Source organism: Janthinobacterium sp. P210005 (assembly GCF_036231865.1).
GTDB lineage: Bacteria > Pseudomonadota > Gammaproteobacteria > Burkholderiales > Burkholderiaceae_D > Janthinobacterium > Janthinobacterium kumbetense.
Genome location: NZ_JAZARC010000008.1, coordinates 72370 through 89637 on the forward strand (window position 1 = coordinate 72370; position 17268 = coordinate 89637).

13 protein-coding genes are annotated in these 17268 nt (G+C 62.5%); 8 read left to right on the top strand and 5 right to left on the bottom strand.

Annotated elements, in window-relative coordinates; all coding sequences use genetic code 11:
- Positions 1 to 132 precede the first annotated feature (132 nt).
- Entirely contained in the window at positions 133 to 2610 is a 2478-nt protein-coding gene (locus tag VPH40_RS25775) for an IPT/TIG domain-containing protein (RefSeq protein WP_328574871.1), read from the top strand.
- 87 nt (positions 2611 to 2697) lie between these two features.
- Here the strand turns inward: VPH40_RS25775 and fmt are convergent, their stop codons facing one another.
- Positions 2698 to 3654: a methionyl-tRNA formyltransferase gene (gene fmt, locus VPH40_RS25780; RefSeq protein ID WP_328574872.1), complete on the bottom strand. Its 957-nt coding sequence runs from the start codon at positions 3652 to 3654 to the stop codon at positions 2698 to 2700.
- Between the two features lie 107 nt (positions 3655 to 3761).
- A complete protein-coding gene (def, locus tag VPH40_RS25785) occupies positions 3762 to 4304 on the bottom strand; it encodes a peptide deformylase (RefSeq protein ID WP_099665527.1) in 543 nt (180 codons plus the stop codon).
- 305 nt (positions 4305 to 4609) lie between these two features.
- Here def and dprA point away from each other — a divergent pair, with 305 nt between their 5' ends.
- The 3 genes from dprA to VPH40_RS25800 all read left to right on the top strand — a co-directional run bounded on the left by dprA (position 4610) and on the right by VPH40_RS25800 (position 9232).
- Positions 4610 to 5713 carry a DNA-processing protein DprA gene (dprA, locus tag VPH40_RS25790; protein ID WP_328574873.1) on the top strand — a complete coding sequence of 368 codons (1104 nt, stop codon included), beginning with the start codon at positions 4610 to 4612 and terminating at the stop codon, positions 5711 to 5713.
- 94 nt (positions 5714 to 5807) lie between these two features.
- The gene (locus VPH40_RS25795; RefSeq protein ID WP_034749287.1) at positions 5808 to 6272 is read left to right on the top strand and encodes a DUF494 family protein; all 465 of its coding nucleotides are present in this window, start codon (positions 5808 to 5810) and stop codon (positions 6270 to 6272) included.
- A 293-nt stretch (positions 6273 to 6565) separates the two neighbouring features.
- The gene (locus VPH40_RS25800; RefSeq protein ID WP_077399489.1) at positions 6566 to 9232 is read left to right on the top strand and encodes a DNA topoisomerase III; all 2667 of its coding nucleotides are present in this window, start codon (positions 6566 to 6568) and stop codon (positions 9230 to 9232) included.
- Between the two features lie 232 nt (positions 9233 to 9464).
- On the opposite strand, the gene VPH40_RS25805 is transcribed toward VPH40_RS25800, so the two are convergent.
- The 3 genes from VPH40_RS25805 to VPH40_RS25815 form a co-directional block, all read right to left on the bottom strand.
- Positions 9465 to 10193 (bottom strand): hypothetical protein, encoded by a 729-nt coding sequence (locus VPH40_RS25805; protein WP_251350988.1) that lies wholly within the window; start codon positions 10191 to 10193, stop codon positions 9465 to 9467.
- A 74-nt stretch (positions 10194 to 10267) separates the two neighbouring features.
- Positions 10268 to 11692 carry an alkaline phosphatase gene (locus VPH40_RS25810; protein ID WP_251350989.1) on the bottom strand — a complete coding sequence of 475 codons (1425 nt, stop codon included), beginning with the start codon at positions 11690 to 11692 and terminating at the stop codon, positions 10268 to 10270.
- A gap of 29 nt (positions 11693 to 11721) precedes the next feature.
- A complete protein-coding gene (locus VPH40_RS25815) occupies positions 11722 to 13173 on the bottom strand; it encodes an alkaline phosphatase (RefSeq protein ID WP_369812240.1) in 1452 nt (483 codons plus the stop codon).
- A 269-nt stretch (positions 13174 to 13442) separates the two neighbouring features.
- On the opposite strand from VPH40_RS25815, the gene VPH40_RS25820 reads away from it, so the two are divergent.
- The 4 genes from VPH40_RS25820 (at position 13443) to VPH40_RS25835 (ending at position 17228) form a co-directional block, all read left to right on the top strand.
- Positions 13443 to 14312, top strand: coding sequence for an MBL fold metallo-hydrolase (locus tag VPH40_RS25820; RefSeq protein WP_328574874.1), 870 nt, complete (start codon positions 13443 to 13445; stop codon positions 14310 to 14312).
- 148 nt (positions 14313 to 14460) lie between these two features.
- On the top strand, positions 14461 to 15117 hold the full coding sequence (locus VPH40_RS25825) for a DsbA family protein (protein ID WP_328574875.1): 657 nt from the start codon (positions 14461 to 14463) through the stop codon (positions 15115 to 15117).
- Positions 15118 to 15210: 93 nt separating this feature from the next.
- On the top strand, positions 15211 to 16674 hold the full coding sequence (locus VPH40_RS25830) for a catalase (protein ID WP_251350991.1): 1464 nt from the start codon (positions 15211 to 15213) through the stop codon (positions 16672 to 16674).
- Positions 16675 to 16844: 170 nt separating this feature from the next.
- Positions 16845 to 17228 carry a hypothetical protein gene (locus tag VPH40_RS25835; RefSeq protein WP_251350992.1) on the top strand — a complete coding sequence of 128 codons (384 nt, stop codon included), beginning with the start codon at positions 16845 to 16847 and terminating at the stop codon, positions 17226 to 17228.
- Positions 17229 to 17268: the final 40 nt, after the last annotated feature.

Consider the following 17268-nt stretch of genomic DNA (forward strand, 5'->3'; position numbering starts at 1 on the left):
AGTTGTCTTTGGGAATCGAACTAAACCATAATATTGGTTCTTCGAAATTAAATTCTCACCAAAAGTCACCAATATGTCACATTTATCTCGTGTCCTCCCCGGCATCGCGCTGCATCAACATGGTTGCCAGCCATGAAAAACCATCTGCTTGTCGCATTGTTTGTCATGCTGGGCCTGTCCGCCTGCGGCGGTGGTGGCGGTGGGGGCGGCGACACGGTGGTGGCGACCACGTCGGGCACGCCCGTGCTGCTGCCTGCCGTGACGGCCGTTTCGGCGGCGAATGTCGCCGTCGGTGGCAGCCTGGTGCTTACAGGCACGAATCTGAGCCGCGTGACGGCTTTCCAGGTTGGCGGCGTGACCGTTGCCACCAGCGCCGCCAGCGATACCAGCATCACCCTGACCATGCCGGGCGTGCCCGTATCGGGCGCCTTGAGCCTCGTCAGCGCCAGCGGCACGGCGTCCACCAGCTATAACGTCAATGTGTACCTGCCATTGAGCGTGGGCAGCGTCGCACCGGCGACGGGCGGCGTCGGTTCCAGCGTGACGATCACGGGCGGCGGCATGGGCGCCGTGACGGCGGTGCAGTTTGGCAATGGCGCGGCGGCAACGCCGCAAAGCCAGACGGCCGGCAGCGTGACGGTGCTGGTGCCTGCGGGCGCAGCGACAGGCGCGCTGACGGTGCGCGGTCCCTACAACGATGTGCTCAGCGGCGACACGTACACGGTGCTGGCCAGCGTGACGGTGACGTCGATCACCTCGGCCGTCAACAACGGACGCTTGTCCGTGACGGTGCAGGGCAGCAATCTCGACCAGGTCACTTCGGCGTCGGTGGGTAATACGCCGGCCGTCATCGTCAGCGCCACTGCCAGCCAGCTGCTGCTGTCCGCGCCGGCCGCGGCAACGGGCAACGTGATGCTGGCGGCTGCGTCGCGCATCGCCGTGAATGCGGGCACGGTGTCGGCCTTTACCCTGGGCAGCATTGATTTCGCGCAAGTACTGAATTTGAATGCCAGCAATACGGCCTTGCGCCTGACGCGCGGCAAGCCGGCCGCCGTGCGCGTGTCCGTGCTGGCCGGGCAGGCGGGCCAGTCCAGCCCGGCGGTCACCTTGAATGCGACCGCCGCCAATGGCAGCAACCTGGGCAGTATCGCGATGACGGGGCCGGCGCTCTTGCCGACGACGAAGAACGATGACAGTTTCAACGGCAATTTCAGTGCCGTCCTGCCTGCAGGCTGGATCTTGCCCGGCGTGCGCGTGCGCGTGACGGCCGTCGGCAATGACGGCGTGCAAGTGAGCCAGGAAGCGGCGCCCGTGGTGGCCAGCCTGGCCAAAATTCGTCTGGTGCTCGTGCCCTTGAGCACCGATGATGGCGTGGCGCAACTGCCTGACGCTGAGGTGATCCGCGCCGCGCTGCTGCGCGTGTATCCGTATGCGACGGAAAATATCAGCATCACGACGCGCGCCGCACTGAGCATGCCGGGCAGCAGCACGGCCGACAGCTGGTGGAGCGATGCCCTGGGCAAGCTGGAAAACCGGCGCGCGCTGGAAGACAGCGGCGCCTACTATTATGGTTTCGTGCCGAAGATGTCCGTCACCAACGCCGCCGGCCTGGCCTACATCAACCAGCGCAGCAGCGGCAACGACTTTACGTCGGCCATCGGCCTCGATGCCCAGTCCAATAGCATCGCGGCGGTCGACCCATTCTCCAATCAATGGCCTCTGTGGCTGACTACGCTCGTGCATGAGCTGGGCCATAATCACTCGCTGCAGCACGTTCCCTGCGGCGGTCCGGCTGGCGCTGCTGTCGACTACCCATATGCGAATGGCAATCTGGGCCCGCAACCGCTGTACAACAGCAACTATGCAGGCAGCATCGGCCAGCTGAGCAAGGCAGTCTATGGCAACACGCCGATGAAGGACGTGATGAGCTATTGCAGCGGCGCCTGGTTCTCCGACTACAGCTATGCGCGGGTGCAGCAATTCCTGGAAAAACGCAGCACGCAGATTACGGGCAGCAATGTGCTGGCCGCCAGCATGGCCGTGGCCGAGAACGGCTACCTGACCATTTCCGGCCGCATTACGCCTGGCGGCGTGGCCCTGCGCCCGGCCGTTGCCTCGTCGGCGCGCATCGGCGCCGCTGCCAGCGGCAGCGGCCATGCTTATACCTTGCGCGTGTTGACGGCGTCCGGACAGACTATCGACTTGCCCTTCGATGGCGTCTCCGTGGCCGACCATGGCGGCAACGCCATGAGCCACTTCCGCGTCAGCTTCGCCAATCCGGGCGAAATCAGCGATGTGCAAGTGTTGGCAAATGGCAAGGCTTTAGCCAAGCTGGAACGCCCGGCGCGCCGCAGCAAGGCTGCCGCCAACGATGCCACGTTTGATGCGACGCAAAGCGGCGGCCAACTGGTGCTGGTCTGGAATGCCGAGGCGGAACCGTATGCCGCCGTCATGCACGTGGCTGCCGATGGCCGCAAGACGGTGGTCGCCAGTGACTTGACGGGTGGCAAAGCCAATGTCGACGTGAGCGCCTTGCCGGCCGGCGGCCGTTTCGAGGTCAGCCTGTCGTCGTCTCTGGGCGCACGCCTGATGAAGGTGCAGCGCCGCTAAGCTCGCGGGGCGGATGCAAAAAAGGCTTGCCGCGGCAAGCCTTTTTTTATGGCCATCGGGATGATGGCGCGGTGCAATCCGGTGAAGTCAGGCGAAGCGCTTGCCTTCGAGGGGGAAGCCCTTGATGAATTCGGCCGCAGGCAGGCGCTTGCCGCCCGGTTTTTGCAGTTCCGTCAGGCGCAGCGAGCCATTGCCGCAGGCCACGACGATGCCGTGCTGGGCGTCGGCCGCCAGCACCTGGCCCGGCGCTTCCTTGCTGTCCGCTTCGAGCACGTCGGCGGCCCAGATCTTGATGGTGGTGCCATCGACCTGGCCGCAGGCGCCGGGAAACGGATTGAAGGCGCGGATTTTCAGGCCCAGTTCCAGCGCCGGCAGGCTGAAATCGAGCGCCGCTTCTTCCTTGGCGATCTTTGCCGCATAGGTGACGCCCGCTTCCGGCTGCGGCACGGCTTCCAGCGCTTGCAGCTGCATCTTGCGCAGGGTCTCGACGATCATCTTGCCGCCCAGGGTGGCCAGCTTGTCGTGCAGGCTGGCGGTGGAATCGCCCGCTTCGATGGGCGTGCGCTCGATGGCCAGCATGGGGCCCGTATCGAGGCCTTCTTCCATCTGCATGATGGTCACGCCCGTTTCATCGTCGCCGGCTTCGATGGCGCGGTGGATGGGCGCGGCGCCGCGCCAGCGCGGCAGCAGGGAACCGTGGATATTGATGCAGGGTTTGATGTCGAGGGTGCTGCGCGGCAAGATCAAGCCGTAGGCCGCCACCACCATCACATCGTAGTCGGTGGTCAGCAGGCGCTCGTGCGCTGCTTTTGCCTCGGCGGCGCGCTGCGGGTCCTTGCTGTCCATGCGCAGCGACAAGGGCTGCAGCACGTCGATGCCGTGCTGCAGTGCATATTGCTTGACGGCCGAGGCATGCAATTGCATGCCGCGTCCGGCAGGGCGGTCGGGCTGGGTCAGCACCAGCGGAATCTCGAATCCCGCTTCGTGCAAGTCTTTCAGGGCCGTGGCGGCAAATTCAGGCGTGCCTGCGAAGATCACTTTCATATGGTTCCTTGACGTGAGGTGCGCAGGCCCGCGCCGGAGGCGCCAGGCTGGCGTGGTGTTACGGTCAGTCTTTGCGGTCAGTCTATCAGCACAGCTGCAAAAGCGGCTTAGAAGCGGCGGTTCTGTGCGCGCAGGCTCGCTTCGCGCTCGAGACCACGGATTTCCTTGATCATCTTGGTCTTGATGCGGTTGCGCTTGAGCGGCGACAGGTATTCGACGAATACCTTGCCCAGCAAGTGATCCATCTCATGCTGGATGCAGACGGCCAGCAAGCCATCGGCTTCCAGTTCGAACTGCTTGCCGTGGCGGTCCAGGGCGCGCACCTTGATGCGGGCCGGGCGCTCGACGCCGTCGTAGACGCCAGGCACGGACAAACAGCCTTCGTCGTAGACCTGCTTTTCCTCGCTGGCCCAGGTGATTTCCGGGTTGATGAACACTTGCAGCTGGTTTTTTTCTTCGGTGATGTCGATCACCATCATCTGGATATGCGCGTCCACTTGCGACGCGGCCAGGCCGACGCCCGGGGCGTCGTACATGGTTTCAGCCATGTCGTCGATCAGGGTTTGCAGGCGCGCGTCAAATTCGGTGACGGGCTTGGCGATCGTGTGCAGGCGAGGATCGGGGTAACGCAGGATATTTAATATGGACATACGGATTCGACTGGTTAAGGTGGGCGCCGGTGCGCCGGATTATTCATGCCTGGGCCATGCGAACGATGGCAGGGCTATTTTCTGTTGGGTACGCCATGCTTGGGCGCGTATGGCACAACGGCGCGGCAGATGCGTTTGCCAGTGCGCTAATCGTTTGCTGCAAAGGGAAATTTTATCACAGACGCCCATGCTCCTGTGGATGGGGGGCCGTTTTGCACGCGCATTGCACGCATCCTTGCGCGCGTCGGTATCGCGTGCGCGCCATGGCGCTAGCATGGGAGGGCACAGTACACAGCGAGGTGGTCATGCATGCACTTGCAACGACGGCAGACACGGCCACGGAACTGGCGGGCTGGCTGCGCCTGCAGCATCTGCCCGGCGTGGGGCCGGTGGCGGCGCGCGCCTTGCTGGCCCGCTTCGGCTTGCCGCCGGAGATCTTCGCCACGTCCTTCGAGGCCTTGCGCGAAGCGGTGCCGGCCAGCGTGGCGCGCGCCATCGTGCAGCCGCCCAAGCCCGTGGCCAACAGCCAGCTGGAACTCACCCTGCAGTGGCTGCAGCGGCCCGGCAACGCCGTGCTGACCCTGGCCGACGCCGCGTATCCGCCCCTGCTGCTGGAAATCGCCGATCCGCCGCTGTTGTTATATGTACGGGGGCGGGCGGAACTGCTATCGCGTCCCGGCGTGGCCATCATCGGCAGCCGCAATGCCAGCGCGCAAGGCATGCAGAATGCGGCCGCTTTCGCGCAAGCGCTGAGCATGGCGGGCCTGACCATCATTTCCGGGCTGGCGCTGGGCATCGATACGCACGCGCACGAGGGCGGCTTGCGCGGCGCGGGTGGCACGGTGGCCGTGATCGGCACGGGCGCCGACCTGGTGTATCCGCGACGTAACCTTGATCTAGCGCAAAGAATTGCCGAACAGGGTTGCATCGTCAGCGAGTACGCGCTGGGCTTGCCCGCCATGCCAGCTAACTTTCCGCGCCGCAACCGCCTGATCAGCGGCCTGGCGCGCGGCGTGCTGGTGATCGAGGCGGCCGCGCAATCGGGTTCATTGATCACGGCGCGCCTGGCCGGCGAGCAGGGGCGCGATGTGTATGCCTTGCCCGGTTCCATCCATGCGACCCTGGCCAAGGGCTGTCATGCATTGATCAAGCAGGGCGCCAAGCTGGTCGAGTCGGCCGATGACGTGCTGCAAGAGTTGCAATGGCTGGGCGGCGTGCCCCAGGTGCCGCCAGCGGTGGAAGACGAAGCGCCGCTGCTGGCCGCGCTGGGTCACGATCCCCTCGATGCGGATACCCTGGCCGAGCGTAGCGGCCTGGCCATGGGCGTGCTGATGGGGGAATTGCTGGCGCTGGAGCTGGCGGGCCGGGTGGAACGCTTGCCGGGAGGACTGTTTCAACGCTGTAAATGACAGCTTGTCACTTGTGTGGCGGCCTTGCCGCACGGGGGCGCTTTGTCGGCGCGCACCCTTGTGTCGCAGCGAACTTAGCTGATAGAGTAGAGCCATGTTCGATATCCTGGTGTACCTCTACGAGACTTACTATCGCCCCGATGCCTGCCCCGAGCCGGCAGTCCTGGCGCGCAAACTGTCGGCCGTCGGTTTCGACGACGTGGAGATTTCCGAAGCGCTCGTCTGGCTGACGGACTTGAACGCCATGGCCGGCGTCGAACAAACCCTGACGGCCAGCTCCACGGGCACGCGCTTCTATGTGCAGCAGGAAAGCGACGTGCTGGGCACGGCCGCCATCGGCTTCATCCAGTTCCTGGAAAGCGCCAAGGTGCTGTCGCCGCTGCAGCGCGAAATCGTCATCGAACGGGCGCTGGCGCTCGACGAGGCGCCCGTTTCGCTGGGCAAGCTGAAAGTCATCGTGCTGATGCTGCTGTGGAGCCAGGGCAAGGAACCGGACGCCCTGATGTTCGACGATCTGTTTGTCGACGACGAAGACCTCCCGCCGCGCTTATTGCACTAATATATAGACGTCGCTGGCGGCCGCTGTCGCTGCCTGCCTGACCCTGGCGCCGCTGCCGCGCCATCCCCATTACCATGTGCTGCACCAGCGCGCCCGCCAGCCTGTTGTGTTTGCGCTTGCGCATTCTTGCTTGCAGATAACTTGCCGAATTCTTCAATAGGCGCTTATCATTGGCCGCTTGACAAGACCACAAGTCACAAGGCCTTGCGCAGACAAAAGCGTCGGCGCCTGGCAATGCACTGTATGATGCGCATGCTGAAACTATCCTAGAGCATTTTTCGAGACTAAAAAATATGACAAAAACCCTCATCATCGCCGAGAAGCCTTCTGTCGCGAACGATATCGCGAAGACGCTTGGCGGCTTTACCAAGCACGATGAGTACTTTGAATCGGATGAATACGTCCTGTCGTCGGCGGTCGGCCACTTGCTGGAGATCGCCGTGCCGGAAGAATTCGACGTGAAGCGCGGCAAATGGAGTTTCGCGCACTTGCCGATGATTCCACCGTATTTCGCGCTGAACCCGATCGCCAAGACGGAAGCGCGCCTCAAAGTATTAAACAAGCTGATCAAACGCAAAGACGTCACCACCCTCATCAACGCATGCGATGCGGGGCGCGAAGGCGAGCTGATTTTCCGCCTGATCGCGCAAAACGCGAAAGCCAAGCAACCGGTCAAGCGCCTGTGGCTGCAGTCGATGACGCCGGGCGCCATCCGCGACGGTTTCTCGCACCTGCGCAGCGACGAAGAAATGCTGCCGCTGGCCGATGCGGCCCGCTGCCGTTCGGAAGCCGATTGGTTGATCGGTATCAATGGCACGCGCGCCATGACGGCGTTTAATTCGAAGGAAGGCGGTTTTTATCTGACCACCGTGGGCCGCGTGCAAACGCCGACCCTGTCCATCGTGGTCGAACGCGAAGACAAGATCAAGAAATTCGTGCCGCGCGACTTCTGGGAAGTGCGCGCCGAATTCGTTTGCGCGGCCGGTATCTATGAAGGCCGCTGGCTCGACACGAAGTTCAAGAAGGACGAGAACGACCCCGAGAAGCGCGCCGAGCGCCTGTGGAGCAAGACGGCTGCCGATTCGATCGCCACCGCCTGCCGCGGCCGCCAAGGCAATGTCACGGAAGAATCGAAACCGACCACCTCGATGGCACCGGGCCTGTTCGACCTGACCAGCCTGCAGCGCGAAGCGAACTCGCGTTTCGGCTTCTCGGCCAAGAACACGCTGGGCCTGGCCCAGGCGCTGTATGAAAAGCACAAGGTGCTGACGTATCCGCGTACCGATTCGCGCCACCTGCCGGAAGACTACATGCCGACCGTGCTGCAGGCGCTGGAAACGGTCAAGGACAACAGCAACTACCACCAGTTCGCCAAGCAGATCATCGACAAGGGCTGGGTCAAGCCGAACAAGCGCATCTTCGACAACACCAAGATCTCGGATCACTTCGCGATCATCCCGACGACGATCGCGCCGAAAAACCTGTCCGAGCCGGAACAGAAGCTGTATGACCTCGTCACGCGCCGCTTCATGGCCGTGTTCTTCCCGCCTGCGGAATTCCAGGTCACCACGCGCTACACGGAAGTGTCCGGCCATCAGTTCAAGACTGAAGGCAAGGTCATGACCAATCCGGGCTGGCTGGCCATCTACGGCAAGGAAGCGTCGACGGACGCCGACAAGGAAAGCAATGGCAACGGCAACCTGGTGCCAGTGGCCAAGGGCGAGAAAGTGCAGACGGAAAGCGTCAACGCCAACGGCCTGGTGACGAAGCCGCCTGCGCGCTTCACGGAGGCGACCTTGCTGTCGGCCATGGAAGGCGCCGGCAAGCTGATCGACGACGACGAGCTGCGCGATGCGATGGCCGGCAAGGGTCTCGGTACCCCGGCGACGCGCGCGGCCACCATCGAGGGCTTGCTGACGGAACGTTACCTGATCCGCGAAGGCCGCGAATTGATTCCGACGGCCAAGGCATCGCAGCTGATGACTTTGCTCAAAGGCCTGGGCGTCAATGAATTGACGGCGCCGGAGCTGACGGGCGAGTGGGAATACAAGCTGTCGCAGATGGAAAAGGGCAAGATTTCGCGCGAAGAATTCATGCGCGAAATCGCGCAGATGACGCAGATCATCGTCAAGCGCGCCAAGGAATACGATAATGACACCATTCCGGGCGACTATGCGACCCTGGAAACGCCATGCCCCAACTGCAGCGGCGTGGTGAAGGAAAACTACCGTCGTTTCGCCTGCACCAAGTGCGAATTCTCGATGAGCAAGACACCGGGTTCGCGCCAGTTCGAAATTGCCGAAGTGGAACAATTGCTGAAGGACCGCACCATCGGCCCGCTGCAAGGCTTCCGCTCGAAGATGGGCCGTCCGTTCGCCGCCATCCTGCGCATCGTGCGCGATGAAGAGATCAAGAATTTCAAGCTGGAATTCGATTTCGGCCAGAACGACGAGAGCGAAGATGGCGAAGGCGTCGATTTCACGGGCCAGACGCCCGTGGGACCGTGCCCCAAGTGCAACGCCGGCGTGTACGAAATGGGCCTGGCCTATGTGTGCGAACACAGCGTGGCCAAGCCGAAGACGTGCGACTTCCGCAGCGGCCGTATCATCTTGCAGCAGGAAATCTTGCCGGAACAAATGGCAAAGCTGCTCAACGATGGCAAGACGGACTTGCTGCCGGGCTTTGTTTCGCAGCGTACCCGCCGTCCGTTCAAGGCATTCCTCGTGCGCGGCAAGGATGGCAAGGTGAGCTTCGAGTTTGAAGAGCGCAAGGCCAAGCCGGGCGCGAAGACGAAGGCGGCAGCGGCCGAGGCCGAAGGCGAAGAAGGCGCGGCGCCAGCAAAGAAAACGGCCGTCAAGAAAGCGGCAGCCGTCAAAAAAGCGCCGGCCAAGAAAGCTGCGGCCGTGAAAAAGCCGGCCGCCAAGAAGGCGCCGGCGAAGAAGGCGGCAGCGGCGGAGTAATCCGGCGCCCGCCAGTCAGGCAAACAAAAGCCAGGGATTTCCCTGGCTTTTTTTACGTCCCGAGGCTGGCTAAGGGCCTGTCCCAGTAGATGAATACATCCCCCGCTGGCGCGCCTCAGAAGCGGGGGACTGCGTTGATCGTCGTCGCGTGGCTCGCCACGCGTCCTCCTCACGCCTTGTCCGCGCTCCTGATGTGCTGCCAGCAGAAGACGCTCCCTACTGGGATAGGCTCTTAGTCCAGGTAGTCCGAATACTCGCGCTGCGCGTAGTTCTGCAAGTTGGCCCACGGCTGCGCCTTGCTGACGGTCGGTTGCAGCTTGACGTCGACCCGGCGATAGAAGGTATTCGCGCGGTCGCCGCTTTCGATGATCAGCGGAATCTGTTTTTGCTCATCCCACAGGATGCGCTGGAACACACCATTCTTTTCCACTTCGCGCCAGCGCGCGCCCGTCACGTTTGACGCCTGTTTCGACAGCGGCATGGCGGCCACCAGTTTCGGGTCCAGCAGATAAAAACTGTTTTCCCAGGAACCGTCGAAATTGACGTTTTCGTACTCGGCCTTGGGGATGGCGACGACGATCTTGTCATGCGCATCGATGTATTCCACGCGCACGGTGTTCTTTTCCAGCATCACGTGGCGCGGTATCAGCACGGGATTGAAGTGCTTGTGCTCATGCTGCGTGGCCGCGGTCGACGTTTTCAATGCCACTTTCTTGTTTTCACCGTGGCTGTGGCCCGCATGCGCATCGGTCGACGGCGCCAGCACGCGCTCGACCCACACGTGGCCGGGGCGGCGCAGCATCTTTTCTTCGTAGCGGCTTTCGCGCGTCACGCCTTCCGGCGTCAGGACGCGGCTGTAATAGGTGATGCCCAGGTCTAGGTCGGCAGGCGTGGCAGGAGCGGCTTGCGCGCTGGCTGCAAAGCCGGCGGCGAGGAGGACGGCGATCAGGGACGATTTCATGGTGTTGCCTTTACGTGCAGAGGGGCGGAGGGCATACGCCATCCGCCCCGGTGGGGTTACCGTGTTGATGTGGATCAGAAGCCGAAGGCCGCCTTCAGCAGGTCAAACACCTTGGTGTTGTCCAGGGTGCCCTTGAAGGCCTTCGCGCCGGCGCCCGTGGCGAGCAGCTTGACGTCGCCGCCGCCGTGGGTTTCGCTGGCCAGGCGCACGCCTGTTTCTTGCAGGTAGTTGTCTTTCAGGGCCGTGGCGCTGTCGACGTTGCTGCGCAGGGCAGGGCGGTTCGGGCCGTTGCCGAACACCAGGGTGGTGTAGGTATTGCCATCGGCATCCTTGCTCGGCTGGTTATCCTTGTAGCCGCGGTTGATGTCGAGGATGTGGTTGCCGCGCTTGCCGTAGCCGTTGAAGGCCAGGGTGTGGTCATGGTCGGCCGTGACGACGATCAGGGTATTTTCCAGCTTCGGATCGGTTTCCTTGATCTTGGCGATGGCCGCCTTGATGGCGTCGTCGAAGGCGATGGTGTCCGTCAGCGCGCGCTTGGCGTTGATGCCGTGCAAGGCGTGGTCGATACGGCCGCCTTCGACCATCAGGAAGTAGCCGTTCGCGTTTTTCGACAGCAAGTCGATGGCTTTCAGCGTCATTTCCGACAGGCTAGGCTGGGTCGCGCCTTCGCCCAGCGGCGGCGTGGCGGTGCGGTCCAGTTCATATTCCAGGTGGCTGCGGGTGCTGTACAGGCCAATGAATTTCTTGCCGCTCTGCGCCGCAGCCATTTCCGCCTTGTTGGCGGCCACGGTGTAGCCCTTGGCGGCAAATTCCGTCAACAGGTTGCGGCCATCGGCGCGGCCATACTTGTTGCTGGCCGACCAAGGCGTAAAGTGGTTGCGGCCGCCACCCATCAGCACGTCGACGCCGTCGCCCAGGGCCGTGTTGTAGCCCGCGCCGCCCGGCACCGTTTGTGCAGCGATCGCGTATTGCGCATTGCGGTTGCAGATGTGCGAGAAAGTCGTCGCCGGCGTGGCGTGCGTCAGTTCCGTGGTGGTGATGGCGCCCACGGCCTTGCCCTTGGCTTTCGCCAGTTCCAGGATGGTCGGCGCGCTCTTGCCGCCGGCCGGGCAGTTATCCACGCCCAGGTTGCCATTGACGTCGCGGCTCGGTTCCTTGGCGATGGTGTCCTGCGCCATCGAGATGACTTCATTGTTCATCTTGACGCCGGTCATGTAGGCGGCCATCGAGGGCGCGCTGTCCGTCGTTTGCGCATCGTTCGAGAACGTCTTGATGCGCGCCGTGCGCTCCAGCGTGTCCATCGTCAGGTTGCCGTCTTCCTGGTACTGGTAGATGCGCGCTGCCGTCACGACGGACGGGCCCATGCCGTCGCCGAGGAAGAAGATGACGTTCTTGGCGTCGGCGGCGTAGGCGCTGGCGACGCTGGCGGCCACGAGCGTGGTCAGCAAGGAGAGTTTCAGGGCCGATTTCAGTGCGGCGGGTGTCGATGCAAGTTTCATGTGCTTGTCCAATTCTTGTCTCTTGGGGATTACAGACCGCCGGCGGTCTTGACCAGGCCGAATACTTTGGTGTTTTCGATGGTGCCAAGGAAGGTTTCCGATCCCTTGCCGATGGCGCCCAGGAAGACGTCGGTGCCGCCGTGGGTTTCATTGCCGACCGCGGTGCGGATCACTGCTTCCTGGTGGTAATTATTGGCGCTGGTGACGGTTTCATCGAGGCTGGCCATGGCGGCGCGGCTCGATTGCGTGCGGTTTTCGCCATTGCCGAAGCCGATGATCGAATACGGTGCGCCATCCAGGTCTTTCTCGACCGCGCCGGTCACGTAGTTCTTCACCACGCCCAGCACGCCAGGGTTGCCGGCAGCCGTCTTGCCCGTGCGCTTGGCATAGCCGTTCAGCACCAGCGTGTGGTCATGGTCGGCCGTGACGACGATCAGGGTATTGGCCAGGGTCGGATCGGTCAGCTTGGCTTTTTCGATGGCGGCCTTGATGGCGTTGTCGAACGCGACGGTGTCTTGCAGCGCTTTCTTGGCAGTCGTTTCGTGCAGCGCATGGTCGATGCGGCCGCCTTCGACCATCAGGAAGTAACCCTTCTTGTTCTTGGCCAGCACGTCCATGGCCTTGGTGGTCATTTCCGCCAGGCTAGGTTCCTTCGCTGCGTCGCGGTCCAGGTCGTAGCTCATGTGGCTGGACGTGAACACGCCGAACAAACGGTCCGTCTTGGCCGCATCGACGGCCTTGAAGTCGGTGGCGTTGTTGGCGACCGTGTAGCTTTTGGCTTTCAATTCGGCGATCAGGTCGCGGCCGTCGGAACGCTTGCCGCCATCCTTGAATTGCGTGAAGAATTGCGCGCCGCCACCGAGGACCACTTCCAGGCCGGTGGTGCCCAGGGCGCTGTTGTAGCCCGTGCCGCCCGGCACCAAGGCCGCGGCGATATCGTTTTCCAGGTCGCGGTGGCAGATGTGCGAGTAGGTTGCGGCCGGCGTGGCGTGCGTCACGCGCGCCGTGCTGACGACGCCGGCGGCGAAGCCCTTGGCCTTGGCCAGTTCCAGCAAGGTGGTGGCGGGCGTGCCGTTGCCGGTGCCGCATTTGTTGACCAGCTTGTTGTTATTCGCATCCGTGCCCGGATCGATGGCGACCGTGTTGGCCGACATGGAAATGACTTCATTGTTCATCTTGACGCCGGTCATGTAGGCGGCCATCGATGGCGCGCTGTCCGTCACTTGCGCGTCGTTCGAGTACGTTTTCACGAAGGCCGTTTCCGGCAGGGTGTCCATGGTCAGCGCACCCTCTTCGCCCACGGAATAGATGCGCGCGGCCGTCATGGTGGTCAGGCCCATGCCATCGCCAAGGAAGAAGATGACGTTTTTCGGCGGCGCTTCAGCCACTGTCTCTTCTTTTTTTGCGTCGCTGCCGCAGGCGGCCAGCATCAGGGTGATGGCGACGCTGCAGCCAGCGACGGAAATTTTTCTGCGTGTCATGTGGTTCATCCGGCTAGGTTTGAAAGAGCTAGCAAGATAACAATCCAATGTGACACCCTCATGACGCTGTGACACATTTTGCGACGGCACTACGCCGCCGCAGTGGCGTGGCTTTGGCGCGCGCCGTCGTTGGAAAAATACGCCGTAGCGTGTTCGTCATCGCATGATTGCATCGATATAAGCAACAAACTATTGCGCTTTACCTAGTTTTTCTACCGCTTTGAGCAACGTAAGATGCAGTCATCCCAATCATCTTGTGAAGGCGCATCATGTTCTCCAAATCCATCAGCAGCGTTCTTGTCTCCACCCTGTTTGCCGCCGGCGCCGCCTCGGCCGCCGCCAGCGCACCCCTGACCCTGGAAGTCTTCAACCCGGGCGAAGCGGCCATCTTTCCCGTCGCTTCCGTGCTGGTCGCGGGCAAGCATGACGCCGTGCTGATCGATGCGCAATTCTCGCGCGCCGAAGCGCAAAAACTGGTGGAAAAGATCCGCGCCAGCGGCAAGAAACTGACGACCGTGTACATCAGCCACAGCGATCCCGATTTTTACTTTGGCCTCGACGTGATCAAGGCTGCGTTCCCGCAGGCGAAAATCGTTGCCACGCCAGAAACCGTCGCGGAAATCCGCCGCAAGGCCGACGCCAAGGTCGCCTACTGGGGCCCGATCCTGAAAGACAACGCGCCGCACGGCATCGTCATCCCCGACGCGCTGATGGACAAGCGCATCAGCCTGGAAGGCCAGTCGCTGGACATCGCCGGCCCGACGCCAGCGCGCACCTATGTGTGGATTCCATCGATCAAGGCCGTCGTCGGCGGCGTGGTGCTGTTTGGCAACTTGCATGTGTGGACGGCCGATACGCAAAGCCTGCAATCGCGCCAGGACTGGCTCAAGACGCTGGACGGCATCGCCGCGCTGAAACCCGTCACCGTCGTGCCGGGCCACTTCAAGGTCGGTTCGCCCCTGACGCCGGACAGCATCGGTTTTACGCGCGACTACCTGGTGACGTTTGAAGCGGAAACGGCCAAGGCCGCCAATTCGGCTGCCCTGATCGAGGCGATGAAACAGCATTATCCGAAGCTGGGCCTCGATGGCGCCCTGGAGACCAGCGCGAAGGTCGCCAAAGGCGAAATGAAATGGTAAAAACCTACTGCGCGACGCGATTTCCGGCCTGCGATGCTCACTGCCTCGGCGGCCCCGTGCCTAGCACAGTTGCGCTTCTCAGCCAGAACTAGCGCCGCTCGCTACGGTTTTTCAAGTCATCTGTTTTAGTTTTATAAAGGATAGGGTCATGCCCACACTGCACTATATTTTCGATCCCCTGTGCGGCTGGTGCTACGGCGCCGCGCCGCTGGTCGAGGCGGCACGCGCCGTGCCCGGACTGACGCTGGCTTTCCACGCCGGCGGCATGATGACGGGCAGCAATCGCCGCCAGATCACGCCCGCCTGGCGCGGCTATGTGCTGCCGCACGACCGGCGCATCGAGCAATTGTCTGGCCAGCCCTTCGGCGACGCCTATATTAACGGCTTGCTGAACGACACCACGGCCATGATGGATTCCGAGCCGCCGATCACGGCCATCCTGGCGGCGGAATCGCTGGCCGGCAAGGGCCTGGACATGCTGCAACGCGTGCAGCGCGCCCATTACGTGGACGGCTTGCGCATCGCCGACCTGCCCGTGCTGGTGGCGCTGGCGCAAGAACTGGGCATGGACGGCGCCGCCTTCGAGGCCGCGTATGCGCGGCAAGCGGGCGCCGCCACGCAACGGCATATCGACGCCAGCCGCGCCTTGCTGGCGCAGGTGGGCGGCCAGGGCTTTCCCACGTTCGTGCTCGACGATGGCAGCGGCAAGCTGTCCGTGATCGATATCGGCGGTTTCCTGGGCCAGCCGGCAAAGCTGCAGGCGCAACTGGGCGGCGTGTGCGACGCCCATGGCTGTGCATTGTAAATATCTATCGATCCGATAAAATCAATTAGCTTTTCCTTTGTTGTTGACCTCGTTACACTAGTTCTATTAGTCAACAACGAAGGAAAAGCAGCCATGAGCCAACAGCCGCCATTCAGTACCGCCTCGGGCATCCCCGTCGCCGATAACCAGAATTCCCTCAGCGCCGGCCCCCGTGGCCCCTTGCTGCTGCAAGACTTCCACCTGATCGAAAAACTCCAGCATTTCAACCGCGAGCGCATTCCCGAGCGCGTGGTGCACGCGAAAGGGTCGGGCGCCTACGGCACCTTTACCGTCACGCACGACATTTCGCGCCATACCAAGGCCAAGCTGTTCAGTGAAGTGGGCAAGCAGACGGCCACCTTCGCGCGCTTTTCCACCGTCGGTGGCGAACGCGGCAGCGCCGACACGGAACGCGACCCGCGCGGTTTTGCCGTGCGCTTCTATACGGAAGAGGGCAACTGGGACCTCGTTGGCAACAACACGCCCATGTTCTTCATCAAGGACCCGATCAAGTTCCCCGACTTTGTCCACACGCAAAAGCGCGATCCGCAAAGCAACTTGAAATCGGCGGAAATGATGTTCGATTTCTGGAGCCATGCGCCGGAAAGCTTGCACCAGGTCACCATGCTGTTCTCGGACCGCGGCACGCCGGACGGCTACCGCCACATGGATGGCTTCGGCAGCCACACGTATAGCCTGATCAATGCCGACGGCCAGCGCGTGTACGTGAAATGGCACTTCAAGACGCGCCAGGGCATCAAGAACCTGCCTGCCGCGGAAGCGGGCCGCCTGGCCGGTGCCGACCCCGACTACGCCCAGCGCGACTTGTTCGGCGCCATCGAACGCGGCGATTTCCCCCAGTGGGAAGTCAAGTTGCAGGTGGCGACGCAGGAGCAGCTCGATGCATGGGAGCAGCGCACGGGCTGGAACCCGTTCGATTTGACGAAAGTGTGGCCGCATGCGGACTTCCCGCTGTTGCCAGTCGGTATTTTCGAGCTGAATCGCAACCCTGACAATTACCACGCGGAAGTCGAGCAAGCGGCATTTTCACCGGCCAATGCCGTGCCCGGCATGGGATATTCACCGGACAAGATGCTGCAAGGCCGCTTGTTCGCCTACCACGACGCCCAGCTGTACCGGGTCGGCACCAACCACCAGCACTTGCCCGTGAATGCGGCCCGCTGCCCCTTCCACAACCAGCAGCGCGATGGCGGCATGGCGATCAACAATGGCGGTGCGGCGCGCAACTATGCGAACGTGGCGGCGGCAGGCACGCAGCCGCAAGGGCTGGGCCACGGCGAGCCGGCGCTGGACCTGGCCGGCGGCGCGGCGCGCTACGATGGCCGCGGCGTGGAAGATGATTACACGCAAGCCGGCAATCTGTTCCGCTTGATGTCGGTGCAGGCGAAGCAAAACCTGTTCGACAACCTGGCCGGTCCTTTGAGCCAGGTGCGGCCGGAAACCCTGCAGCGTCAGCTGGGCCACTTCGACCGTGCCGATGCCGCGTATGGCGCCGGCGTGCGGGCCGCCTTGCAGGCGCGTGGCGTGGTGCTGTAATTATGTGTTGCAGGCGGAACAAGCTTGTTCCGCCTGTTGTTGATACAGCACAAATTAGAGGGAGATACCAAATATTGCCGTATGGACATATTTGCCGCCCATGCGTAGACTTGTCGGTCTGATGATCGCGCGGCCTTCCTGGCAGCGTCCTGACTAGAAAGTCTTGTAATATGAATATGGCGAAGCTGTCGGTGCATGGGGACGACCCCACGCTCAAATCCATCCTCGAAGTCTTGCCCACGGATCCCGAACGGCAATGGCGCAAGGGCGAGGCGAAGGGCGCGGGCCGCGTACATCTCGATTCCGGCTTCGAGGTGCTGATCGCGCAGGCATCCAAATCGCAAGTATTGCCCTCGCGCATACGCAGCTACCTGGCCGAATGCCGCTCGCGCGGCGTCAGCTTCACCATGCCGCGTATCGTTGCCGAGTTGCAACTGGAGCTGAATGGCGACGACACGGTCGACTCTCCGCTGGATCTGACCCTGGCCGACATGCAGCACCTGACGGAAATGGGCATCAGCCTGAGCCTGGTGACGCGTTGCGCCGAGGCTTGAGCAGCGCCTGAGAATAAAAAAAATGGCCACCTTTTCAGGG